Below are 21,611 nucleotides of genomic sequence, written 5' to 3'. Positions count from 1 at the left end.
ACAAGTCTTACAAATGTGTCGAAATTCTCGATGCAAGGCCTCGATAGATCAATGTTTATTGAGGACGTGCCAAGCGTTTGGCATCAAATGTTGGGACAATAACGACAGATTTACCGAGACACCATGGCCATTCTTCCCATCCTCTGCTACCCCGATCCCCGTCTTCACAAGGTCGCCAAGCCCGTGGCGCAGGTGGATGAGCGCATCCAGACTCTGGTGAAAGACATGCTCGAGACCATGTATGACGCTCAGGGCATCGGCTTGGCCGCGACACAGATCGATGTGCATGAGCGCGTCATCGTGATCGACGTGTCCGAGAAGCGCAACGAGCCCATGGCCTTGATCAACCCCGAGATTCTCTGGGCCAGCGAGGAAAAGCAGCTGGGCGAGGAAGGCTGCCTGTCCGTGCCCGGCATCTACGACGGCGTGGAGCGCTCCATTGCCGTCAAGGTCAAGGCCCTGGATGAAAACGGCAACAGCCGTGAGATCGACGCCGAAGGCATGCTGGCCATCTGCATCCAGCACGAGATGGATCACCTGCTGGGCAAGGTGTTTGTCGAATACCTCTCGCCGCTGAAGCGCAATCGCATCAAGACCAAGCTGGTCAAAGCCCAGAAGCAGGCCCTGAGGGCCTGATCGGAGTGTCCATGTCCCTGCCTCGCCTGCAAACGCTGTTGACTGCAAGTCTGCTGGCAGCGGGACTGGCGGGTTGCATGGTGCCCCAGTGGCAAAAGCCCGGCATGCCTCAGGCCGAGGTGGAAAAAGGCATGGGCAAGCCCACTCTGGTCGTGCCTCTGCCCGAGGGCGGCCAGCGCCTGGTCTATAGCCAGCAGCCGGCCGGTCAGCAGGTCTATCACATGGATTTCGATGCCCAGCGCAAGCTGGTGCATGTGGAGCAGGTACTGGATACGGCGCACTTTTTCGCGTTGCGCAATGGTGTGGATACCCGTGATGATGTCTACCGCATGTTCGGCCCGCCCGCCATAGTCGAGAGGGTCTACAGCTTCAAAGGTGACATCTGGACCTACCGTTTTCTGGACAATACCTTTGCTCGGCGTGCCCATGTGCACATAGACCCGCAAGGTGTGGTGCAGAAGGTCATGTTTACCGATGAAAGCATGTACCTCAGAGAGCCGCATCGTTGAACATCTGGCAGCCGGCGGCTGCCTTTTTAATTTGTGAGTCCCATGAAAGTCATTTTTGCCGGCACGCCCGAATTTGCGCGCGTGGCCCTGGAGAGTCTGCTGGCTGCAGGTTTTGAAGTTCCGCTGGTGCTGACCCAACCGGACCGTCCGGCCGGGCGTGGCATGAAGCTCCAGGCTTCTCCCGTCAAGCAGTGCGCTTTGGAGCATGGCATTGCCGTGGCTCAGCCGCTGAGTCTGCGTCTGGACGGCAAATATCCCGAAGATGCCGCTGCCGCCAAGGCCGCGATCGATGCCGCTCAGGCCGATGTGATGGTGGTGGCGGCCTATGGCCTGATCCTGCCGCAGTGGGTGCTCGATACGCCTCGTCTGGGCTGCCTGAACATCCACGCCAGCCTGCTGCCGCGCTGGCGCGGTGCAGCGCCGATTCATCGCGCCATCGAGGCCGGTGACGCCGAAACCGGCGTCACCATCATGCAGATGGATGCAGGCCTGGATACCGGCGATATGTGTGTGATCGAGCGTCTGCCGATAGCCGCAGACGACACCACGGCCAGCCTGCAGGACAAGCTGGCCGCGTTGGGCGGCCGCCTGATCGTGGAAGCGCTGGAAATGGCGGGCTGCGGCGGTCTGCCGCGTACGCCACAGCCCGCCGATGGCGTGAGCTATGCACACAAGATCGAGAAGGCCGAGAGCCTGATCGACTGGAGCGAAAGCGCCGAAGTCATTGCGCGGCGCTTGCGTGCCTTCAACCCCTTCCCCGGCGGCGCAACCAGCCTGGGCGGCGAAGCCATCAAGGTCTGGGAAGCAGAGGCCCAGCAAGGCAGCGGCGCGCCCGGCTCCGTGCTGTCGGCCGATGCCCGGGGCGTGCGCGTGGCCTGTGGCAGTGGCGTGCTCAACATGACGCTGTTGCAGCGTGCCGGTGGCAAGCGTCTGGCCGCAGGCGATTTTCTGCGTGGTTTCGAGCTGCCCGCAGGCGCGCAACTGGGCGAGGGTGCTGGCGAGGTATGACGGATATGGCGTTCACGCTGGGTCAGCGTGCGAAATCGATAGTCAGGGATCCGTTCTTCTGGGTCGGCTCCAAGGAGATGGGCGGCACCGCCCTGGGCATCGCCGCCTGGGGTCTGGTGACCGGCGTGGCCATGGTCAAGAGCGGTCTGTCCGTTCCTCTGGCGCTGCTCATGGGTTTGACTGTCTATGCGGGCAGTGCCCAGCTGGCCGTGCTGCCGCTGATGGCCGTGGGGGCTCCGCTGTGGGTGGTCTGGTTCACCGCCATCTGCGTGAACCTGCGTTTTGTGATCCTGTCCAGCATGTGGCGCAGCTATTTCGCCAAGCTGAGTCTGCGTCACCGTCTGGCGGTCGCCTATTTCAGCGGCGATGTGATTTTCGTGAATTTCATGCGTCGCTACCCAGAGGCCAGGCCGCAGCCCGAGCAACTGCCCTATTTCTGGGGCGCAGCACTGACCAACTGGCTGGCCTGGCAGATCCCGTCCACGCTGGGCATTTTCCTGGCCGACCAGATTCCTCTGTCCTGGGGACTGGGCTTTGCCGGCGTGCTGGCGTTGTTGGGCGTGTTGCTGTCCATGCTCAAGGACCGTGCAACCTGGGTGGCCTCCATCGTGGCCTGTACGGCAGCTGTGGCGGCTTTTGCGCTGCCGCTCAAGCTCAATATCCTGGTGGCGATCGCAGCTGCGGTGGCTGCAGGCCTGACGGCCGAGCAACTGCAAAAGCAGGCCAGCCGGCTGCCTGCGGTGAAGAATGAGGAGGACCGGTCATGATGAGCAGTTTCTGGGTCATCGTTGCCTGCATCGGTCTGGCCCTCATCACGCTGATCACGCGTGCTTTCTTCATGATCCCCGAGCGTGAACTGCCGCTGCCCGACTGGCTCAAGCGCGGGCTCAAATATGCACCGCTGGCGGCCCTGGCGGCGGTGATTGCGCCCGAGATCGTGATGAGCAATGGTCAGCTGATCAACAGTCTGGCTGATGCTCGACTGCCTGCGCTGGCCGCTTCGGTGGTGTATTTTTTTTACAAGCGCAGCATTCTTGGCACCATTGCTCTGGGCATGGCGATTTATCTGCCTCTGCATATCGGTCTGGGCTGGTAGCTCCAAGACCAGAGAAAACAGGAGCTGCGTGCTCCTGTTTTCATATGGGTTGTCTATAAAAAGGCTTGAAACCAAGTTACAGAGCGCGCAGGATGCTCCTGTTTTTGAGTCGAGTAAGCGTGTAAAAGCGATGCCTGAAAGTGGCGATCGCCCTAGAATGCAGGCAGATTTTGTGTTTTCCAACCTTTGTATGGGCGACTTTCGGAGTCGCTTTTTTGCTGCATGAACATCATCCGCTTCTCCGATCTGTGCGCCCAGGGCAAGGCCCAGGGTCAACGTGTTTTCATCCGTGCCGACCTGAACGTACCCCTGAACGACGCTGGTGAAATCACCGAAGACACGCGTGTGCGCGCTTCCGTGCCTGCGATTGAAATGGCTTTGAAGGCCGGCGCTGCCGTGATGGTCACCAGCCACCTGGGTCGCCCCACCGAAGGCGAATTCAAGCCCCAGGACTCGCTGGCCCCTGTGGCCAAACGCCTGTCCGAGCTGCTGGGCCGCGATGTGCCCCTGGTCGCCAACTGGGTGGACGGCGTGCAGATTGCTCCCGGCCAGGTCGTGCTGCTGGAGAACTGCCGTGTCAACGTGGGTGAAAAGAAGAACAAGCCCGAGCTGGCCCAGAAGCTGGCCAAGCTCTGCGACATCTTTGTGAACGATGCCTTCGGCACCGCGCACCGTGCCGAAGGCACGACCTACGGCATCGCCGAATACGCCCCCATCGCCTGTGCCGGCCCGCTGCTGTCGGCCGAGATCGACGCGCTGAACAAGGCCTTGGCCGCGCCTGCACGTCCTCTGGCCGCCATCGTGGCAGGCTCCAAGGTGTCCACCAAGCTGACCATCCTCAAGAGCCTGGCCGACAAGGTGGACCAGCTCATCGTGGGCGGCGGCATTGCCAACACCTTCATGCTGGCTGCCGGTCTGAAGATCGGCAAGAGCCTGGCCGAGCCCGATCTGGTGGCCGATGCCAAGGCCGTGATCGACGCCATGGCTGCCCGTGGCGCCAATGTGCCCGTGCCCACCGATGTGGTCACTGCCAAGACCTTTGCTGCCGATGCCGTGGCCACCGTCAAGAAGGCCTCCGAAGTGGCCGACGACGACATGATTCTGGACATCGGCCCGGAAACCGCAGCCCTGCTGGCCGAGCAGCTCAAAAAGGCTGGCACCATCGTCTGGAACGGCCCCGTGGGCGTGTTCGAGTTCGACCAGTTTGCCAATGGCACCAAGGTCATCGCCCAGGCGATTGCCGAGTCACCCGCCTTCAGCATTGCCGGTGGTGGCGACACCCTGGCCGCCATTGCCAAGTACGGCATTGAAAAGGACGTGGGCTACATCTCCACCGGCGGCGGTGCCTTCCTGGAAGTGCTGGAGGGCAAGAAGCTGCCTGCCTTCGAGATCCTGGAAAAGCGCGCCAACGGCTGATTTTCTTGAAAAATATCGCTAACCCAACTGGGAAGGGCGATGTAAGCTATCAAAAAAGGATCGAATCATCGATCCTTTTTTGTTTTGACGCGGATGAAGATGCAGACACTCTGGGGAAGTAAAAGCAACTCCGCACCGCAAGTGATTGGCGGGACTGTCAGAGTCGCTTAGCATTCAGCCTGCGTTGATGGTGAGCCATGGCGCGCTATGAATTTCTTTTACCCTGAGCGGCCGGGATGCGTATCCGGATTTGTCCACCGGATGGCATGCGGCGTTCGCGTTCCACCCACTGCTTATGTTCGCTTCAACACCTCAGGATTTGTCGGCGCTGATTCAGGCGATGACGACCTCGGTTGCCGCCGATACCGCTCAAAACGTGCTCAGTGCCGCTCAATGGGAGTTGCTGGCGCCCTATCTGCAGCCGATCAATCTGGCGGCTAGCGAAGTGTTGTTTGCCGAAGGGGCGCTGGATCGCAATCTGTACCTGGTGGAGTACGGCTCGCTGAGCGTGCATTACCAGGATTCGAAGGAAAGAATCCGCCTGGCCTTGGTGGGGCCGGGGGCGATTGTGGGGGAAGGAGCCTTCTTCGCCCATAGACCACGCAAGGCCACGGTGCAGGCCGCAGCGCCCAGCCGTCTATGGTGTCTGACAGCGCTGCGTTATTCCGAAATTGCCAACCGTCAGCCTGCTCTGGCCCTGGCGCTGCTGACCATGGCAGGTCAGGTGCTGGCCCGCCGCGCTGGGGACAGTCGTCGCCGGGTGGCCAGCACCTGAGTGAAGATTTTTTGTATTTCGGCCGGGCTGGGCGCTTGATCCACGTCGGACAAAGGCTAATATTTCGGTAAATGTCACGAACTGCTCCAGACCTGGAGGCAGAATGTGTCTCGTTGTAAATCCTGCTTGTTCGAGTGTGCTCATGTCCCTGTTCCGATGGTTTTCTCGCGGGCCTCGCCGAGAAGGTAGCACGCAAGCACCGCGCCACGAGGATGATTCGGTAGCGCGTCAGTCGCAGCGCCGGGAGCGCTCCGCCAGACGCGAGCAGTTGTACGTCATCGTGCGCGAAGCCATGGTCAGGGTCGGCATTCTTTCGGCCGGCTACAAGTTCAAGGTGCTCTCGCTGGACAACGTCGGCCAGCGCTTTGTCGTGATGGTGGATCTGGCTCCTGCATACGCTGCGGATGCTCTGCAGCAAAGACGTATCGAGGCATTGATTGCCGAGCTCGCCAGAACCCGCATGGATGCAGGGGTTCACGCTGTTTACTGGCGCGTGAACGGACAGCTTCAAAGCGCTGCTAGCCCTGATTTTGCGCAGATGCAGTTTGACGGGGCCGCACCCCCGATGAAGGCGCCACGACATGCTCCGGTTGCGGCACATTCAGGCCGCTCTTTCGAGCCCATTGACGCGCAGGAAATGGATGCGTTCAAGCAGGCAGTGGCCATGGCCGCTGCATCGCCCGCGAGTGTGCGCCAATCACGCCAGGCGCCATTGCTGGGCCCTGGCTCTGGTCATGAGGAAGGCGGCGAATTTGCCGTGTCCGGACTGGGCTCTCTGGGCGCGACGCAGTACGGAGAGCTGCGCTGATCCAGGGCTGTTGCGGGGCTGCTCAGTGCCCTGCAAAGTCAACCAGAGTGAACAGGGGCAGGCCGCTGTCCTTGAGGTGCTTGGAGCCGCCCAGTTCCGGCAGATCCACAATCGCTGCGCCTTCCACCACGGTAGCCCCCAGCTTTTCCAGCAGTTTCTTGCCGGCCATCATGGTGCCGCCGGTGGCGATCAAATCGTCGATCAGCAACACACGGTCGCCGGACTTGACGGCATCGGTGTGCAGCTCCACGGTAGCGCTGCCGTATTCGAGCTCATAGGTTTCCTCCACCGTGGTGAAGGGCAGTTTGCCTTTTTTGCGGATGGGCACAAAGCCGACGTTGAGCTCGTGGGCGATCACGGCACCCAGAATAAATCCGCGCGCATCCAGGCCGGCAACCACGTCGGGGCGCAGCTTGGGGTCCATGTAACGATGAACAAAGGCATCGGTCATGATGCGAAAAACCTTGGGGTCCTGCAGCAGGGGCGTGATGTCACGGAATTGCACGCCCGGCGCAGGCCAGTCCGGCACGGTGCGGATATGGTCACGCAGATAGTCGTTGACGCTGGTGGAAGTTTGCATGTGGCCGCCTGAGTTCTTGAATGCTCGCCAGTGTATGGGCTCGGGCTTGAAATGCGGGCCAAAGGGGTGTTGCCCGCTGCCCGGCAGGCATGGGCTGGCTAAAATCCGGGCATGAATTCTGATGCTGCCAATTCGCGTCTGATCGACGCACCGCGAGCTTTGAACCTGGCCCGTGAGGCCCTGGATATAGAGGCCGCTGCCTTGCGTGCGATGTCGGTGCGCCTCAATGGCGCATTCACGGCGGTGGTTCAGCGCATTCTGCAGCTGCCAGGCCGTGTGGTGGTCATGGGCATGGGTAAAAGCGGGCATGTGGGCCGGAAGGTGGCTGCGACGCTCGCGTCCACAGGGACCCCTGCCTTTTTCGTGCACCCCGCAGAAGCCAGTCATGGCGATCTGGGCATGCTGACGCAGGACGATCTGGTGCTGGCCCTGTCCAATAGTGGCGAGACCGATGAGCTGACGGGCGTGTTGCCTGCCATCAAGCGCATGGGCGTGCCCCTGGTGGCCGTGACCGGCGGTCTGCAATCGACACTGGCCAAGCATGCAGACTGGGTGCTGGACACCCATGTCGACAAGGAGGCTTGTCCCTTGAACCTGGCTCCCACTGCCAGCACCACGGCTCAGCTGGCCATGGGAGATGCGCTGGCCGTGGCCTTGCTCGATGCCCGGGGCTTTGGTGCCGAGGATTTTGCGCGCTCACACCCCGGAGGAGCATTGGGACGACGACTGCTGACCCATGTGCGCGATGTGATGCGTCGTGGTGTCGATGTGCCCCAGGTTGCCCAGGATGTGAGCAGCGTGGACCTGATGCGCGAAATGAGTGCCAAGGGCCTGGGCTGCTCCGCCGTGGTCAACGCATCCGGTGAGCTGGTGGGGATCTTTACCGATGGTGATTTGCGCCGCTGTGTGGAAGCTGGCGTGGATCTGCGCAGCCGCACGGCGCAGGACGTCATGCATGCCAGGCCTCTGACGATCAAGCCCGATCTGCTGGCGGTGGCTGCGGCACGCATGATGGAAGAGCATGGGATTACCGCAGTGCTGGTGGCCGATGACAACCAGCGCCTGCAGGGTGTGGTGCATATTCGCGATCTGATGCGTGCCAAGGTGATTTGATGAACCGACCTGCTCTGACACCCCGCCAGCAATGGGACCCACAGCTGTTGCTCAAGGCCCAGGGAATTCGTGTGGCCTTCTTCGATGTGGATGGCGTCCTGACCGACGGCGGCCTTTACTTCTCGGGTGAGGGTGAGGTCCTCAAGCGCTTCCATACGCTGGATGGTCATGGCCTGAAAATGTTGCAAAAGGCCGGCATCACGCCGGCCGTGGTGACGGGGCGAGATTCTGCGCCGCTGCGTTTGCGCTTGAAGCAACTGGGCATTGAACATGCGCGCTTTGGCACGGAGGACAAAGTGCCGGCTGCCGAGTCCATCCTGGCTGAACTGGGTCTGCAATGGCCGCAGGCCGCCGCCATGGGGGACGACTGGCCCGATCTTCCCGTCATGCGTCGCAGCCACTTTTCTTGCGCACCCGCCAATGCCCATGACGAGGCATCGCATGTGGCGGACTGGGTCAGTGCCAAGAATGGCGGAGAGGGGGCGGTGCGGCAGTTCTGCGATCTGCTGCTGGCCGCCAATGGTGCTTATGCGGCGCTGCTTTCGGGGTATGGCTCATGAGCGGGCAATGGCGCCGTGTGGGCGACAAGGCCTCGATGTACCTCCCCGTGCTCATCATGGGCCTGCTGGCGCTGGGCACCTGGTGGTTGGTGCGCAATGCTCCCAAGCCGATTGTCAGTGGCGCGGAGAAGGCCGTGCGGCACGATCCAGACTATTTCCTCAAAGACTTCGTCATCAAGAATTTCGAAGCATCGGGCCGCCTCAAAAATCGCCTGAATGGCGCCACAGGTGAGCACTTTCCCGATACCGATACGCTGGAAGTCTACGACGCACGCATGCTGAGCTTCACGCCTGATGGACGCAAGACCGTGGGCAGCTCCAACCGGGCATTGAGCAATGGCGACGGCTCGGAAATCCAGATGTTCGGCCAGGCCGTCATTCAGCGCGAGCCGGTGCCTGCAACTGCAACCCAGAAGGCCTTGCCTGCCATGCGGCTGGAGAGCGAGTTCCTGCAAATCTGGCCCAATGACGAGCGCGTCAGCACCAACAAAGCGGTGGTCATGACCCGTGGCAATGACAGATTTACGGGTGACAGCATGCAGTATGCGCACCTTGATCAGATTCTGCAGATGCAGGGGCGGGTCAAGGGTGTCATCCTGCCCAACCAAAAGCCGTAAATCATGGCAGGGCATGGGGCCGGACTCGTCTATATCACCGGTGCTTCCAGCGGCATTGGGCAGGCCCTGGCCTGGTACTACTATCAGCGTGGCTGGTCGATCGCATTGGTGGCAAGACGCACCGTGCTCATGGAGCAATGGGCGCAGTCCATGCGAATGGATGCATCCCGCTACGCCGTTTATGCTGCGGATGTCACGAATATAGCAAGTGCTTGCAGTGCTGCGAATGCCTGTCTTGAGCGCCAGGGTCTGCCTGATGTTGTTATTGCCAACGCGGGTGTCAGCTGGGGTGTGGATACCGCCTTGCGCGAGGATCTTGAGGTCATGCAGCAGGTGCTGGCCAGCAACACAATGGGGCTGGCTGCAAGCTTCCAGCCGTTTATTGCACCCATGGTGCGACGCGGCTCCGGGCGTCTGGTGGGTATTTGCAGTGTGGCTGGTATTCGCGGTTTGCCTGGCCATGCCGCATATTCGGCCAGTAAAGCGGCAGCCATTGCTTACTGTGAGAGTCTGCGTGTTGAGTTGCAGAAATCCGGGGTCTCTGTGACCAGTTTATTGCCTGGCTATGTGGACACTCCGTTGACGAAAAATAATCCGTATTCCATGCCTTTTCTGCTCTCGCCCGAGGAGTTCGCAAGGCGTGCCTTTCGTGTTATCGAGCGCAAAGCCAGATATGCGATTATTCCCTGGCAGATGAGGATTGTCGGCGGCGTAATGCGGGTGTTGCCCGCTTATCTGTGGGATAGATTGACTCTGGGGAAAACCAGAAAGCCCCGGCATCTAAAAAAGGATTGAGTGGAAGACATTGGGAAAATGACTATGCATTTGAATGTCTTCAAAAATAAATAAAGGCACGCTATCGTGCCTTTATTGCTGAGCTGTTAAAAGAAGCTCATTCGCCGTGGTTATTGCCACCACCGTAGCCGCCGCGACCGCCGTGGCGTGGGCCTGAGCCATAGGGGCTGCGGAAGCCGCCTTCGCCGCGACCACCACCGCCATAGCCGCCGCCATCACCGCGACCATAGCCACCACCTTCACTGCGGCCACCGTAACCGCCATCGCGATTACCGCCGCCAAAACCGCCTTCACTGCGGAAGCCGCCTCCATAACCGCCGGAGCGAGGGGGGCGGGGTTCCATAGGGCGTGCCTCATTCACGACGAGGCTGCGACCCCCGAGGGGCTGACCATTCATGCCTTGAATGGCGGCTTGTGCTTCTGCTTCGCTGGCCATTTCCACAAAACCAAAGCCTTTGGAGCGGCCGGTGTCTCGTTCCATCATGACGCGTGCACTTGCTACGGCTCCAAACTGGCTGAACGCCTGCTCAAGATCGTTGTCACGCACACCATAAGGAAGGTTGCCGACATACAGCTTATTGCCCATTAATAACTCCTAGCTCCTCAATGCTTCAATGGCGCGATCGAATTCAGGACGTCCACTGCATATCCATGGGAAAACATGCAAAAAATCCTGAACACTTATTCGCTTGTGAACGGGAAATGCCCGAGAAAGGAATTATGACGGAGAACAATGAAAAAAATAAATGCTCGAAAACCGCATTGCTAACGTTTAGCAACAAAAAAAGGATCCGAAGATCCTTTTTTTGTTATTGGCAATAACTGATTAGTAGCTATTGCGACGGCCGTAGCCGCCGTCGCCACGGCCACCGCCGAAGCCGCCGTCACCACGGCCACCGCCAAAACCACCTTCACGACCGCCGCCGAAGCCGCCGCCGAAGCCGCCGGAGCGGGGAGGACGAGGCTCCATGGGGCGTGCTTCGTTCACGACCAGATCACGGCCGCCACGGTTTTGGCCGTGCAGGCCTTGGATAGCGGCTTGTGCTTCGGCATCGCTGCCCATTTCCACAAAGCCAAAGCCCTTGGAACGGCCGGTGTCGCGCTCCATCATCACCTTGGCGCTGTTCACAGTGCCGAATTCGCTGAAGCTGTCTTGCAGATCTTGGTCGCGGAAGGAATAAGGCAGATTGCCTACGTAAAGCTTGTTGCCCATGCTGGACTCCTGAAAAAACTTGAAAACGCGATGGAGCCCTAGGGAGTCAGCCTTGGATGACAACATTAGAGACGCTAACGCACTTGCCCCATCCAGAAATTGCTTTCCAGACAAAGACTCAAGCATTATGAGTCACAAGAGAAGCCGTAGTATTACGAAAAGATCAAATTTCGTGCTTGTAACAACATTGTCCTGATGGGAGTTACCCTGAAATACAAAATTTTGAATATCCAAATACGCAGATGTCTTACAGGGTTAAGCATGTAGAATGACGGCTACTTTCTTTGGGGAGTAGGCCGTTCGGCAGCCGTCTGCCGGATGCATGCGTCAACAGACTTGGGTCCTCGTGACCTATGGCGCATGCGGTACCGCGTGCAATGCGTGGTGCGACCGGCCGAGACCATTGATTACGTATCGAGAAAACCTATGAAGAGATAGGCCGGAGTCGGTGCGTGATCAATGCGTTCTGGCAACTCCGGCCGTCTATCCCCATCATGGAAGCCTTTCTCATATCCACCTCCATCGTCGCCCTGGCAGAGATGGGGGACAAGACCCAACTGCTGTCATTGGTACTGGCAGCCAAGTTCCGCAAGCCACTGCCCATCGTGGCCGGCATTTTTGCCGCGACGCTGGTCAACCATGCTCTGGCCGGCGCCGTGGGCAACTGGATCACCACGATGCTAGGTCCCGACGTGCTGCGCTGGATCTTGGGGGGTTCATTCATCCTCATGGCGGGCTGGATGCTGATTCCCGACAAGTTAGACGATGACGATACCGGCAATGGCGCCGGGCGTTGGGGTGTCTTCGGTACGACGCTGATGCTGTTCTTCCTGGCCGAGATGGGGGACAAGACCCAACTGGCCACGGTGGGCCTGGCCGCCAAGTACCCTCTGTCGTATTACTGGGTGGTGGCTGGCACCACGCTGGGCATGATGCTGGCCAATGCACCGGTGGTGTGGTTTGGCGAGAAGATCACCAAGAAGCTGCCGATCAAGACGATTCACCGTGTGTGCGCCGTGATCTTCCTGGTGCTGGGTGTGGCGGCGCTCCTGACCAAAGTGTGAAGCTACCAAAAGCATAGCTATTTGCACAAGCCTAAAAAGGCTTGGACAGCTTTGACAGTCTGCTTTTGAGTTCGGTGCAATGAATGCAGTACACTGCACTTTTCACGCGCCGATTTGCCAAAGCTTGCGGGCGCTTTATAAATCCAGCTAAAGACCCGTCCGCGAAGTGACAGTACACCGACCCGGCCTCGTTTTTAGCGATGCCGGGTTTTTTCATATGTCCTTCATCGCGACACCTCAGTTCATGCATTTTGATGAGCCGCTGCCCTTGCAGAGCGGTGGTTCCATCGCCGATTACGACCTTGCCTTCGAGACCTATGGCCAGCTCAATGCCGACAAGAGCAATGCCATCGTGGTCTGTCATGCGCTCAATGCCTCCCACCATGTAGCTGGCAGCTACGAGGGCCAGTCCAAGAGCGAAGGCTGGTGGGACAACATGATCGGCCCGGGCAAGCCCGTCGATACCGACAAGTTCTTTGTCATCGGCATCAACAATCTGGGCTCCTGCTTCGGCTCTACCGGCCCCATGCACACCAACTCGGCCACGGGCAAGCCCTATGGTGCGGATTTTCCCGTGGTGACGGTGGAGGACTGGGTGGATGCGCAGGCACGTTTGCTGGACCGCCTGGGCATAGGCAAGCTCGCCGCCGTGCTGGGCGGCAGCCTGGGCGGCATGCAGGCCCTGTCCTGGTCGCTGCGCTATCCCGAGCGCATGTGCCATGCCGTGGTGGTGGCCAGTGCGCCGAATCTGAACGCCGAGAACATTGCCTTCAACGAGGTGGCGCGTCGCGCCATCGTCACCGACCCGGATTTCAACGGCGGCCATTTCTACGAGCATGGCGTGGTGCCCGCGCGCGGCCTGCGCATCGCGCGCATGATCGGTCACATCACTTATCTCAGCGATGACGTGATGAACCAGAAGTTCGGCCGCAGTCTCAGGGCCCCCGCACTCCTCGCTGAGGGGGCTGACCTGACTCGGGGCGGCCCGGCGCCGGATCGGCGCGATTACCTGTACAGCACCCAGGATGTGGAGTTCCAGATCGAGAGCTATCTGCGCTACCAGGGCGAGAAGTTCAGCGGCTACTTTGACGCCAACACCTATCTGCTCATCACGCGCGCACTGGACTATTTCGATCCGGCGCGCTCCCATGACGGCGATCTGACCCGGGCGCTGGCCGTGGCCAAGGCCCGGTTTCTGCTCGTGAGCTTCACGACGGACTGGCGCTTCGCTCCGGCGCGCAGCCGAGAGATCGTCAAGTCGCTGCTGGAGAACAACCGCGACGTCAGCTATGCCGAGATCGACGCCCCCCATGGTCATGATGCGTTTTTGCTTGATGACCCACGCTATATGGGCGTGATGCGCTCCTATTTTGAAGGCATTGCCAAAGAACTGAATACCGCCGAACGCGCAGGAGAAGCCGCATGACCGAGTTGACCACCATGAAAGCCATTGCCCAGTTGGTGCCTGTGGGCGCACGCGTGCTGGACCTGGGTTGTGGCGACGGAGCGCTGCTCGAGCATCTGGTGCGCGAGCGCGGCTGTACGGGCTATGGCGTGGAACTGGACGACGCCAATGTGCTGGCCTGCACGCGCCGCGGCGTGAACGTGCTGCAGCTCAATCTGGAGGACGGCCTGGCCATCTTCGGCGACAACAGCTTCGATGTGGTGCTGCAGATCGACACGCTGCAGCATTTGCGCAATGCCGAGGTGATGTTGCAGGAGACAGCCCGCATCGGCAAGCAAGGCGTGGTTGCCTTTCCCAACTTTGCACATTGGCAAAATCGCTTCTCCGTGCTGCGCGGGCGCATGCCGGTCACGCGTCGCCTGCCTTACCAGTGGTATGACACGCCGAATATCCGGGTGGGCACCTACAAGGACTTCGAGGTGCTGGCCACCAAGAACCGCCTGCGCATTCGCGACTCCTTCGGTCTGCAAAACGGTCAGGTGGTGAGGAGCCTGCCCAATCTGTTGGCGACAACGGCGGTGTTCCACTTCGAGCATGCTTGATTGCTGCTCTTGAAACAGTAGCTAATTGCGGTTCATTGGCAATGAATCTGGTATCGATTCACATCGAATTCTTTGTCTGACAAGAGCCGGAAGCTCTTAAATCTGAGAGGGCGGCACTCCTGCGGCAAGGCGGGGGTGCTGCCGCCGCCGTAATGCAAAAATGTAAGCATTTGATTCATAATCAACTGCTTATTTCTTTTTGATCTGAATCAATGCACCGACGCTTCGGCCGGTGCGCGCCTTGCCATGCGTTTTAGTTCCCGTCTCATTTTTTGCTCGGCTGCGCCTGCAGCCTTGTTTGTTTTGGCGCTGCTCAGCAGCCAGTGGGGGCTGACCCGCACACAGTCCGATTTCAACGACTACCTGAGGAACAACCAAGCTGTGGTGGCGCAGTTGCAGGAGCTGTATGCCCAGGGTCTGCAATCGGGCCAGGCACTGCGCAATATCGTGATGGATCCGTCGGACGGGCAGGCCGTGCAGAACCTGGGCAATGCCCGTCGGGCCTATGACGCCGCCTATGACGATCTGAGCCGGCGCGTGCAGGGCACGGCCATGGAAGTCGCCGTCAAGAGCCTGCGGGCCTTGCGCCAGGCCCAGTCCGAAGCGCAGGACCAGATCGTGACTCTGGCGGCCGAGGACTATGACACCGCCGCCGCCGCGCTCAAGACTCGGGAAACCCCGGCCTGGCGCAAGCTGCGCGAAGCCGTGCTGCAACAGCTCAAGGCGGCCCGCGATGCGGCCGAAGCATCGCATGCAGCCACCCGTGCCAGCGCCCAGCGCATGCAGCTGTGGTCGGGTCTGCTGGCCCTGCTGGCCGTGGTCATCTCGGCCACGCTGCTCTGGGTGATGGTGCGCACGCTGCGCAGCGAGCTGGGCGGAGACCCGGCCGATGCGCGCAAGGCGTTGCGCCGCGTGGCCGATGGCGATCTGACCGATGGGAGCTCGGGCGGCATGGCCCGGGGGCTGATGTCCGATCTGCAAACCATGCGCGGCGCGCTGCGCGAACTGGTCCAGCGCATGCACGGCGCATCGGTGCAGATGCAGCATGCCTCCAGCGAGATTGCTCAGGGCAATGCCGACCTGTCTGCGCGTACCGAAAGCCAGGCCAGCGCGCTGGAGGAAACGGCAGCCAGCATGGAGCAGCTCAACGCCACCGTGCGCCAGAACGCCGATAGCGCCCAGACGGCCAATCAGTTGGCGCAGAACGCCTCGCAAGTGGCCCGGCAGGGCGGTGCCGTAGTAGCGCGTGTTGTGCAGACCATGCAGGACATCAACACCAGCAGCTCGCGCATTGCCGACATCATCGGCGTCATAGACGCCATCGCCTTCCAGACCAATATCCTGGCACTGAACGCGGCCGTGGAGGCTGCACGCGCCGGTGAACAGGGCCGAGGCTTTGCCGTGGTGGCCAGCGAGGTGCGCGCCCTGGCGGGGCGCAGCGCCGATGCGGCCAAGGAAATCAAGACGTTGATCACTGCCAGCGTGGAGCGCGTGGCAGACGGCAGTGCGCTGGCCGACCAGGCAGGTCACACCATGGACGAGATCGTCAGTGCCATTCACCGCGTGACGGACATCATGGGCGAGATCAGCGCAGCGAGTAGCGAGCAGAGCGCAGGCGTGGCCCAGGTCGGCGAGGCTGTCATGCAGATGGACCAGGCCACGCAGCAAAACGCTGCCCTGGTGGAGGAAAGCGCAGCCGCTGCCGAGGGGCTGCGCCAACAGGCAGAAAGCCTGCTGACGGAGGTTTCCCGCTTCCAGTTGGAGCGGGGGGCGCTGGCATTGCGCTAAACCCTGATCGCCATGTCAATGCCTGCGGCGCAGGCACCGGCATTGGCGCACAATCACGGGCATGGCGCGGGCCCGTCATGGCTCGTAGCCCCGTCACTGAAGGAGCCGACCATGAACGCACGTACTCCCACCAATCTGCTGCAGCCACAGGACGCGCTGCAGCACATCACCGAGCAGTGGGACCAGAGCATCGTCCCCGAGCTGACCAACTACATCACCATTCCTGCCAAGTCGCCCATGTTTGCACCCGACTGGGAGCAGCAAGGCCATATCGCCACCGTGCTGCGCAACGCTGCTGCCTGGGTGGAAGCGCAAAAAGTGGCCGGGCTGACCCTGGAGGTGATTCAGCAGCCGGGTCGCACGCCGGTCATCTTCTTCGAGGTGGAAGGTGCGGCCGAGAAGGCCTCGACCAGTCCCACGGTGCTGATGTACGGCCACCTCGACAAGCAGCCCGAGTTCGAAGGCTGGCGCAGCGATCTGGGTCCCTGGACGCCCAAGTACGAGGACGGCAAGCTCTACGGGCGTGGCGGCGCCGACGACGGCTATGCGGTCTATGCCAGCGTGGCGGCGATTCAGGAGCTCAAGCGCCAGAACGTGCCTCACCCCCGCATCGTGGCCATCATCGAGACCTGCGAGGAAAGCGGCTCGGCCGATCTGCTGCCCTATGTGGATGCCTTGCGCCCGCGTCTGGGCGATGTGGGCCTGGTGATCTGTCTGGACAGCGGTGCCGGCAACTACGACCAGCTGTGGCTGACCACCAGCCTGCGCGGCATGGCCAGCGGCACGCTCAAGGTGCAGATCCTCACCGAGGGCGTGCACTCGGGCGATGCCTCGGGCGTGGTGCCCTCGTCCTTTCGCATCATGCGCCAGGTGCTGGATCGTCTCGAGGACAGCAAGAACGGCCGCGTGCTGCCGCAGAGCTTTCACTGCGAGGTGCCGGCCGAGCGCATGGCGCAGATCCGCGCCACGGCGGAGATCCTCGGCGAGGACGCTTATGCGCGCTTTCCCTGGGCGCATTACGACTGCGGCGGCTCGGCTCGTGTGTCCCTGCCCACGACCACCGATCCCGTCCAGGCCCTGGTGCGTCGCACCTGGGAGCCCACGCTGAGCGTGACCGGAGTGGAGGGCATGCCCAATCTGCAAAATGCCGGCAATGTGCTGCGCCCCTACACGGCCTTCAAGCTCAGCCTGAGGCTGCCGCCGTTGGTCGATGCCGCAGCCTGCGTGCAGGAGATGAAGGCCCTGCTGGAGGACAACGCACCCTATGAGGCCAGGGTGACCTGGGAAGGCCTGTCCAGCTCCAGTGGCTGGAATGCGCCGGGCATGGACGGCTGGTTCGAGAAGGCGCTCAATGCCGCCAGCCAGGCCCATTTCGGCGCCGGCTGCGGCTATATCGGCCAGGGCGGCACGATTCCGCTGATGAATATGCTGAGCAAGGGCTTTCCCAAGGCGCAGATGATGGTCTGTGGCGTGCTCGGACCCAAGAGCAATGCCCACGGTCCCAACGAGTTCCTCCATGTGCCCTATGCCAAGAAGCTCACGGCGTCGGTGGCTGAGGTGATTGCCGCCATGGCCCGCCATCAGACGGAGCCGGACCAGGCCTGATCGCGGCATTGAAAATAGTCGCTGACGCTTTTCCAGAAAGCGTCGGTAGCTATCCTTTTGGTGGCGATAGTGTTGAATTCCCGGGGGCGGGCCGAGGATTGCCACGGTTGACGCGGGCGGGGGGGTGGCTGCATCCTGCAAGCTCTTGCCAGCTGAAGAGACCCTGCATGACGCCTACCGATACCCGCACCCAGACGACGCCCCGGCTGCTGCATATGGCCGCATCGGACGCCACCCAGCTCGCGCTGCGCGACTGGCCGCTGGCGCCGGGCGTCAAGCCCCGTGCCCAGGTGCTGCTGGTGCATGGCCTGGGCGAGCACAGCGGCCGCTATGCCGTGCTGGCGCAGCGGCTCAACGAGCTCGGCTTTGCGGTGCGGGCCTATGACCAGTACGGCCACGGCCTGTCGGGCGGGCCGCAGGGCGGCCTGACCAGCGATATGCGCTTGCTCGACGATCTGGCCGTGGTGCTCGATGCCACACGTGCAGCCATGCCCAGGCATCAGCCCCTGGTGCTGTTGGGGCACAGCCTGGGTGGACTGGTGGCCGCTGATTTTGTCGCGTCCGGCCTGCGTCATGTGGACGGGCTGGTGCTGTCCTCGCCGGCGCTGGCCCTGCATCTGTCGGGTGTGCAGAAGGCGCTGGTGGCGAGCCTGCCCAGGCTGCTGCCCAATCTGCGCGTGGCCAATGGCGTGCAGTCCGCGCATCTCTCGCATGATCCCGAAGTGGCTCTGGCCTATGACACCGATGCACTGCAGCACAGACGCATCAGCGCCAGGCTGGCGCGCTATATGGCCGAGGGTGGCCGCCATGTGCTGTCCAAGGCCACGGCCTGGTGCGTGCCCACGCTGCTGCTATGGGCGGGCGAGGACAAGCTGGTCAATCCGGCCGGCAGCGCCGCGTTTGCCGCCCAGGCACCACGCGGTCTGGTGCAGTCCCAGTGCTTTGAGGCGGCCTATCACGAGATCTTCAACGAGAGCCCCGAACTTGCCGCACCGGTTTTTGCGCGGCTCGAGCAGTGGCTGGAACAGCAGTTTCCAGCCCCCTGATTAGCACTGCTGTGGCGGCTGCTTGCGGCCTTTTTCCACGGGATTGGCGCGCAGCTTTTCCGCCGGGTAGGGGCGCAGAAACTCCTTGGCCTTGTTGACCTTGGCATTGAGCCAGGCGTCGTATGCGCCTTCGTTGAGGATGGCCGGCATGGCCTTGTCGTTGCCGGGCTGGCCGTAGCGGTTCATCAGCGCATGGGCATTGGCATTGATGGTGATGAGGGCGTAGCTGACGATGACCTCGCCGTCCTCGCCCACCCAGCGCGCCCAGACGCCGGCGGCGCCCATGGGCTGGTTGTCCACGCGGGTGATACGGGTCGGCAGGGGCTTGCCGGGGCGCAGGTCGTCGACCTGAAAGGACTGCAGCGGCACGATGCAGCGCTGGCCGGCCAGCCAGGCATCGCGGAACGCCGTTCCCGTGGTCAGATTGTCGATTTTTGCATTCACCAGCTTGAGCGCGCGCAGGCGGCCGTCAGACGCCGACTTCACCCAGTGCGGCACCAGACCGAAACTGGCCGGCACCAGCAGCCGTTCCACCGGCAGTGCGGGTGCTCCTTCTTCAGGAGCTGTAAACGTACGTCCCAAGAGCGCTGCAGAGGACTCTGTGGCAGCGTTGATGATGATGCAGCCGAGGCGGCGCGGGGTGATGATGCTTTCGGGCCTGGGCTCGGGAGCCTCCACACGAAAGTTCTGCAGATAAAACTCGGGCTTGGCCAGAGAGAGATGACAGCTGCTCATTGAATTACTCCAGGGCCAGCAGGGACAGGGCGGCAACAGATGCCGTTTCAGCGCGCAGCACGCGGGAGCCGAGGCTGGCAGGTTTCCAGCCCTGCTCCAGCGCCCAGTCTTCTTCCTGGGCGGTCAGACCCCCTTCGGGGCCATGCAGCACCCAGACTGCCCGGGCATCGCCGGCGGCGGCGCGCAGCGGTTGATTGCCCTCGCGCAGCGACAGCACCAGACGCGCCGCATCGGCCGCAGGCGCCTGCTGGCTGCGCAGCCAGTCGGCCAGCGACAGCGGGGCATGAATCACGGGTACCTGGTTGCGCCCGCATTGCTCGCAGGCCGAGACGGCAATCGACTGCCAGCGCTCGATCTTCTTGTCGGCGCGGTCGCCCTTGAGCTTGAGCACGCTGCGTGCCGCCATCACGGGCTGGATGCTGGCGACACCCAGCTCGGTGGCTTTTTCCACCAGCCAGTCCATGCGCTCGTTGGCGGGCATGCCGACGACCAGGTGCACGGCACGTGCGGCTTCGCGCTCGGCGGGGCTGTGGCTGTCCACGCGCACGCCCACATCGCTGCGGCCCATGTGGGTGATGGTCGCCTGGAACTCGCCACCGGTAAAACCGTTGCCGGTCTGGCCCTCAAACAGCGTGATGACATCGCCGGGCTGGTGGCGCAGCACCTGCACATGGCGGGCGGCACCTGCAGGCAGGTCCAGCTCGTTGCCGATGTGCAGTGGAATAGGGCAGTGATAGCGCGGCATAGGGGAAATTGATATTTGTTACTTGCGGTTAGAGCTGCTTCGCAGCCTGTAAAACTGGCACCCTCTAACCTAGGGACACCGCGCAAGGGCCGCCCCGCAGCGCTGGTGTCGTCCCCCTCCGCGAAGCAGAGAGGGGGAAGCCGCAAAGCGGCTCAGGGGGGGTGCTCACATCCGCCCGTAGGCGTAACCCACCTGCGTCTGGATACCCTCGATCTCGTCGATCAATTTGAGGAACGGGCCCAGCGCGCGGTAGCGGTTGCAGGTGGATCGGATGTAGTGGATGAAACGAGGCGTATCGGCCAGATACTTGGGCTTGCCGTCGCGCAGCGTCAGGCGCGCAAAGATACCCGCAACCTTGAGGTGGCGCTGCAGACCCATCCATTCAACCCCACGGTAGAACTCGCCGAAGTCATCACCCCAGCCGCTGGCGCTGTTGGCTCCCACCAGGCCGGCCTTGCGGGCCTTTTCCCAGTAACGGATGGTGATGTCGATGATGAAGTCCTCTTCCCAGCTGATGAAGGCATCTCGCAGCAGGCTGGCGATGTCATAGGTGATGGGGCCGTAGACGGCATCCTGGAAGTCCAGCACGCCAAGCGGCGCGCCGCTGGACACAGGTTGCATCAGGTTGCGCATCATGAAGTCACGGTGCACATAGACGCTGGGAGCCTGCAGATTGTGGGCGACGATCTGATCGAAGGTCTTGCTGAGCAGGGCCTGCTGCTTGTCGTCCAGCCTGAACTGGCGGTGCTTGGCGATGTACCAGTCGGGAAACAGCTGCAGCTCGCGGCGCAGCAGGGCCTCGTCATAGAGAGGCAAGCTGCCGGTATTGCCGGCCTTGGAGGCCAGTTGCCAGTCCAGCAGCACCTCGATGGCCGAACGGTACCAGGCTTCGGCATCCTGGGGTTTTTCGGGGTTCAGAGCCTCGATGACGGTCTGGCCGCCCAGGTCGCTGAGCAGCATGAAGCCATGAACAGCATCCCAGTCCAGGATCTGCGGCACGCACAGGCCGGCCTGGTTCATCAGGCTCTGAACCTTGGCAAAAGGCGCGCAATCTTCCTTGTCTGGCGGCGCGTCCATGACGATCAGGCTGCTTCCATCGCTGCGATACAGGCGCAGATAGCGGCGAAAGCTCGCATCGGCCGAAGCGGGGCGCAGGGTTGCGGGAAGCATCTGGTGCTTTTGAGCCAGCGGTGCCAGCCAGGCGTCGAATGCGGCGTGGCGGGCAGAATCTGCCCAGGCAACGCCAACTGTGGGGGTGATAGGAGCGGTCATGGATAATCGGATTTTACAAACCGATGCCGCCGCATCTGTGGACAGTGGTGCTAGGCTCTCGGTTTTCTGTTGACGTGTGCCAGGGCACGCGCGCTTTTGACGTTCAAGATCATCGTGCAATCCCCATCCCATCCGCGAGATTTCCTACCTGCCTGCCCTGCCCGTTCGACGCGTGCGGGGGCTGCTCGGCCGGTGATTCGTCCTCTGGCATGGGCTGTGGCAC

General features: G+C 61.7%; 24 protein-coding genes. 18 read left to right on the top strand and 6 right to left on the bottom strand.

Features of this window, described 5'->3' with window-relative positions:
- Positions 1 to 123: 123 nt before the first annotated feature.
- The 8 genes from def to CSE6_RS05150 all read left to right on the top strand — a co-directional run bounded on the left by def (position 124) and on the right by CSE6_RS05150 (position 6,248).
- The gene (gene def, locus CSE6_RS05185) at positions 124 to 636 is read left to right on the top strand and encodes a peptide deformylase (protein WP_003072256.1); all 513 of its coding nucleotides are present in this window, start codon (positions 124 to 126) and stop codon (positions 634 to 636) included.
- Positions 637 to 647: 11 nt separating this feature from the next.
- A complete protein-coding gene (locus CSE6_RS05180; RefSeq protein WP_059440024.1) occupies positions 648 to 1,145 on the top strand; it encodes a hypothetical protein in 498 nt (165 codons plus the stop codon).
- Positions 1,146 to 1,187: 42 nt separating this feature from the next.
- On the top strand, positions 1,188 to 2,153 hold the full coding sequence (fmt, locus tag CSE6_RS05175) for a methionyl-tRNA formyltransferase (RefSeq protein ID WP_059440023.1): 966 nt from the start codon (positions 1,188 to 1,190) through the stop codon (positions 2,151 to 2,153).
- The gene (locus tag CSE6_RS05170; protein ID WP_122974450.1) at positions 2,150 to 2,920 is read left to right on the top strand and encodes an AzlC family ABC transporter permease; all 771 of its coding nucleotides are present in this window, start codon (positions 2,150 to 2,152) and stop codon (positions 2,918 to 2,920) included. The genes fmt and CSE6_RS05170 overlap by 4 nt, the downstream gene beginning before the upstream one ends.
- Positions 2,917 to 3,249, top strand: a complete 333-nt coding sequence (locus CSE6_RS05165) for an AzlD domain-containing protein (protein WP_003066830.1) — start codon at positions 2,917 to 2,919, stop codon at positions 3,247 to 3,249. Before CSE6_RS05170 ends, CSE6_RS05165 begins: the two co-directional genes overlap by 4 nt.
- A 222-nt stretch (positions 3,250 to 3,471) precedes the next feature.
- Complete coding sequence (locus tag CSE6_RS05160; RefSeq protein WP_034394464.1) at positions 3,472 to 4,665, top strand: phosphoglycerate kinase; 1,194 nt, start codon at positions 3,472 to 3,474, stop codon at positions 4,663 to 4,665.
- 295 nt (positions 4,666 to 4,960) lie between these two features.
- Positions 4,961 to 5,440: a Crp/Fnr family transcriptional regulator gene (locus CSE6_RS05155; protein WP_059440022.1), complete on the top strand. Its 480-nt coding sequence runs from the start codon at positions 4,961 to 4,963 to the stop codon at positions 5,438 to 5,440.
- A gap of 142 nt (positions 5,441 to 5,582) precedes the next feature.
- Complete coding sequence (locus CSE6_RS05150) at positions 5,583 to 6,248, top strand: hypothetical protein (protein WP_034351531.1); 666 nt, start codon at positions 5,583 to 5,585, stop codon at positions 6,246 to 6,248.
- Positions 6,249 to 6,270: 22 nt separating this feature from the next.
- Here CSE6_RS05150 and CSE6_RS05145 read toward each other — a convergent pair whose 3' ends face one another.
- On the bottom strand, positions 6,271 to 6,828 hold the full coding sequence (locus CSE6_RS05145; RefSeq protein ID WP_003066840.1) for an adenine phosphoribosyltransferase: 558 nt from the start codon (positions 6,826 to 6,828) through the stop codon (positions 6,271 to 6,273).
- A gap of 111 nt (positions 6,829 to 6,939) precedes the next feature.
- Here CSE6_RS05145 and CSE6_RS05140 point away from each other — a divergent pair, with 111 nt between their 5' ends.
- Genes CSE6_RS05140 through CSE6_RS05125 form a run of 4 tightly spaced genes read left to right on the top strand, consistent with a single transcriptional unit; the run spans position 6,940 to position 9,913 of the window.
- Complete coding sequence (locus CSE6_RS05140) at positions 6,940 to 7,941, top strand: SIS domain-containing protein (protein ID WP_034351000.1); 1,002 nt, start codon at positions 6,940 to 6,942, stop codon at positions 7,939 to 7,941.
- Positions 7,941 to 8,501, top strand: a complete 561-nt coding sequence (locus tag CSE6_RS05135; RefSeq protein WP_034350998.1) for an HAD family hydrolase — start codon at positions 7,941 to 7,943, stop codon at positions 8,499 to 8,501. The genes CSE6_RS05140 and CSE6_RS05135 overlap by 1 nt, the downstream gene beginning before the upstream one ends.
- Positions 8,498 to 9,118, top strand: coding sequence for an LPS export ABC transporter periplasmic protein LptC (lptC, locus tag CSE6_RS05130; RefSeq protein WP_034406534.1), 621 nt, complete (start codon positions 8,498 to 8,500; stop codon positions 9,116 to 9,118). Before CSE6_RS05135 ends, lptC begins: the two co-directional genes overlap by 4 nt.
- Positions 9,119 to 9,121: 3 nt before the next feature.
- On the top strand, positions 9,122 to 9,913 hold the full coding sequence (locus CSE6_RS05125) for an SDR family oxidoreductase (protein ID WP_034382376.1): 792 nt from the start codon (positions 9,122 to 9,124) through the stop codon (positions 9,911 to 9,913).
- Positions 9,914 to 10,010: 97 nt separating this feature from the next.
- On the opposite strand, the gene CSE6_RS05120 is transcribed toward CSE6_RS05125, so the two are convergent.
- Both CSE6_RS05120 and CSE6_RS05115 read right to left on the bottom strand, forming a co-directional pair.
- Positions 10,011 to 10,499 (bottom strand): RNA-binding protein, encoded by a 489-nt coding sequence (locus CSE6_RS05120; protein WP_003066850.1) that lies wholly within the window; start codon positions 10,497 to 10,499, stop codon positions 10,011 to 10,013.
- A 240-nt stretch (positions 10,500 to 10,739) separates the two neighbouring features.
- On the bottom strand, positions 10,740 to 11,126 hold the full coding sequence (locus CSE6_RS05115) for an RNA-binding protein (protein ID WP_003066853.1): 387 nt from the start codon (positions 11,124 to 11,126) through the stop codon (positions 10,740 to 10,742).
- Between the two features lie 494 nt (positions 11,127 to 11,620).
- Between CSE6_RS05115 and CSE6_RS05110 the strand changes: the two genes are divergently transcribed.
- The 6 genes from CSE6_RS05110 (at position 11,621) to CSE6_RS05085 (ending at position 18,636) form a co-directional block, all read left to right on the top strand.
- Positions 11,621 to 12,190: a TMEM165/GDT1 family protein gene (locus CSE6_RS05110; protein WP_034406527.1), complete on the top strand. Its 570-nt coding sequence runs from the start codon at positions 11,621 to 11,623 to the stop codon at positions 12,188 to 12,190.
- Between the two features lie 217 nt (positions 12,191 to 12,407).
- Positions 12,408 to 13,616, top strand: coding sequence for a homoserine O-acetyltransferase (locus CSE6_RS05105; protein ID WP_059440021.1), 1,209 nt, complete (start codon positions 12,408 to 12,410; stop codon positions 13,614 to 13,616).
- Positions 13,613 to 14,197, top strand: coding sequence for a methionine biosynthesis protein MetW (gene metW, locus CSE6_RS05100; RefSeq protein ID WP_059440020.1), 585 nt, complete (start codon positions 13,613 to 13,615; stop codon positions 14,195 to 14,197). The genes CSE6_RS05105 and metW overlap by 4 nt, the downstream gene beginning before the upstream one ends.
- Before the next feature lie 303 nt (positions 14,198 to 14,500).
- Positions 14,501 to 15,985 (top strand): methyl-accepting chemotaxis protein, encoded by a 1,485-nt coding sequence (locus CSE6_RS05095; protein WP_059440152.1) that lies wholly within the window; start codon positions 14,501 to 14,503, stop codon positions 15,983 to 15,985.
- 111 nt (positions 15,986 to 16,096) lie between these two features.
- Positions 16,097 to 17,590: a M20 family metallopeptidase gene (locus CSE6_RS05090; RefSeq protein WP_059440019.1), complete on the top strand. Its 1,494-nt coding sequence runs from the start codon at positions 16,097 to 16,099 to the stop codon at positions 17,588 to 17,590.
- Positions 17,591 to 17,757: 167 nt separating this feature from the next.
- Positions 17,758 to 18,636, top strand: coding sequence for an alpha/beta hydrolase (locus tag CSE6_RS05085; protein ID WP_059440018.1), 879 nt, complete (start codon positions 17,758 to 17,760; stop codon positions 18,634 to 18,636).
- Here the strand turns inward: CSE6_RS05085 and CSE6_RS05080 are convergent, their stop codons facing one another.
- The 3 genes from CSE6_RS05080 to CSE6_RS05070 form a co-directional block, all read right to left on the bottom strand.
- Positions 18,637 to 19,371 carry an SOS response-associated peptidase gene (locus CSE6_RS05080; protein WP_059440017.1) on the bottom strand — a complete coding sequence of 245 codons (735 nt, stop codon included), beginning with the start codon at positions 19,369 to 19,371 and terminating at the stop codon, positions 18,637 to 18,639.
- Between the two features lie 4 nt (positions 19,372 to 19,375).
- Complete coding sequence (locus CSE6_RS05075) at positions 19,376 to 20,116, bottom strand: 16S rRNA (uracil(1498)-N(3))-methyltransferase (RefSeq protein ID WP_034350987.1); 741 nt, start codon at positions 20,114 to 20,116, stop codon at positions 19,376 to 19,378.
- Between the two features lie 165 nt (positions 20,117 to 20,281).
- Positions 20,282 to 21,388: an aminoglycoside phosphotransferase family protein gene (locus tag CSE6_RS05070; RefSeq protein ID WP_059440016.1), complete on the bottom strand. Its 1,107-nt coding sequence runs from the start codon at positions 21,386 to 21,388 to the stop codon at positions 20,282 to 20,284.
- Positions 21,389 to 21,611 lie beyond the last annotated feature (223 nt).

Origin of the sequence: Comamonas sp. E6, assembly GCF_001010305.1 — a bacterium.
Classification (GTDB): Bacteria; Pseudomonadota; Gammaproteobacteria; order Burkholderiales; family Burkholderiaceae_C; genus Comamonas; species Comamonas thiooxydans.
The sequence above is the reverse complement of the archived record's forward strand: the minus strand, read 5'-3'. Positions and strand labels throughout refer to the sequence as shown.

What these genes read in the sequence shown, in the direction of transcription:
- def (WP_003072256.1), top strand. Translation starts at nt 124, where the DNA reads ATGGCCATTCTTCCCATCCTCTGCTACCCCGATCCCCGTCTTCACAAG.
- CSE6_RS05180 (WP_059440024.1), top strand. Translation starts at nt 648, where the DNA reads ATGTCCCTGCCTCGCCTGCAAACGCTGTTGACTGCAAGTCTGCTGGCA.
- fmt (WP_059440023.1), top strand. Translation starts at nt 1,188, where the DNA reads ATGAAAGTCATTTTTGCCGGCACGCCCGAATTTGCGCGCGTGGCCCTG.
- CSE6_RS05170 (WP_122974450.1), top strand. Translation starts at nt 2,150, where the DNA reads ATGACGGATATGGCGTTCACGCTGGGTCAGCGTGCGAAATCGATAGTC.
- CSE6_RS05165 (WP_003066830.1), top strand. Translation starts at nt 2,917, where the DNA reads ATGATGAGCAGTTTCTGGGTCATCGTTGCCTGCATCGGTCTGGCCCTC.
- CSE6_RS05160 (WP_034394464.1), top strand. Translation starts at nt 3,472, where the DNA reads ATGAACATCATCCGCTTCTCCGATCTGTGCGCCCAGGGCAAGGCCCAG.
- CSE6_RS05155 (WP_059440022.1), top strand. Translation starts at nt 4,961, where the DNA reads ATGTTCGCTTCAACACCTCAGGATTTGTCGGCGCTGATTCAGGCGATG.
- CSE6_RS05150 (WP_034351531.1), top strand. Translation starts at nt 5,583, where the DNA reads ATGTCCCTGTTCCGATGGTTTTCTCGCGGGCCTCGCCGAGAAGGTAGC.
- CSE6_RS05145 (WP_003066840.1), bottom strand. Translation starts at nt 6,828, where the DNA reads ATGCAAACTTCCACCAGCGTCAACGACTATCTGCGTGACCATATCCGC.
- CSE6_RS05140 (WP_034351000.1), top strand. Translation starts at nt 6,940, where the DNA reads ATGAATTCTGATGCTGCCAATTCGCGTCTGATCGACGCACCGCGAGCT.
- CSE6_RS05135 (WP_034350998.1), top strand. Translation starts at nt 7,941, where the DNA reads ATGAACCGACCTGCTCTGACACCCCGCCAGCAATGGGACCCACAGCTG.
- lptC (WP_034406534.1), top strand. Translation starts at nt 8,498, where the DNA reads ATGAGCGGGCAATGGCGCCGTGTGGGCGACAAGGCCTCGATGTACCTC.
- CSE6_RS05125 (WP_034382376.1), top strand. Translation starts at nt 9,122, where the DNA reads ATGGCAGGGCATGGGGCCGGACTCGTCTATATCACCGGTGCTTCCAGC.
- CSE6_RS05120 (WP_003066850.1), bottom strand. Translation starts at nt 10,499, where the DNA reads ATGGGCAATAAGCTGTATGTCGGCAACCTTCCTTATGGTGTGCGTGAC.
- CSE6_RS05115 (WP_003066853.1), bottom strand. Translation starts at nt 11,126, where the DNA reads ATGGGCAACAAGCTTTACGTAGGCAATCTGCCTTATTCCTTCCGCGAC.
- CSE6_RS05110 (WP_034406527.1), top strand. Translation starts at nt 11,621, where the DNA reads ATGGAAGCCTTTCTCATATCCACCTCCATCGTCGCCCTGGCAGAGATG.
- CSE6_RS05105 (WP_059440021.1), top strand. Translation starts at nt 12,408, where the DNA reads ATGTCCTTCATCGCGACACCTCAGTTCATGCATTTTGATGAGCCGCTG.
- metW (WP_059440020.1), top strand. Translation starts at nt 13,613, where the DNA reads ATGACCGAGTTGACCACCATGAAAGCCATTGCCCAGTTGGTGCCTGTG.
- CSE6_RS05090 (WP_059440019.1), top strand. Translation starts at nt 16,097, where the DNA reads ATGAACGCACGTACTCCCACCAATCTGCTGCAGCCACAGGACGCGCTG.
- CSE6_RS05085 (WP_059440018.1), top strand. Translation starts at nt 17,758, where the DNA reads ATGACGCCTACCGATACCCGCACCCAGACGACGCCCCGGCTGCTGCAT.
- CSE6_RS05080 (WP_059440017.1), bottom strand. Translation starts at nt 19,371, where the DNA reads ATGAGCAGCTGTCATCTCTCTCTGGCCAAGCCCGAGTTTTATCTGCAG.
- CSE6_RS05075 (WP_034350987.1), bottom strand. Translation starts at nt 20,116, where the DNA reads ATGCCGCGCTATCACTGCCCTATTCCACTGCACATCGGCAACGAGCTG.
- CSE6_RS05070 (WP_059440016.1), bottom strand. Translation starts at nt 21,388, where the DNA reads ATGACCGCTCCTATCACCCCCACAGTTGGCGTTGCCTGGGCAGATTCT.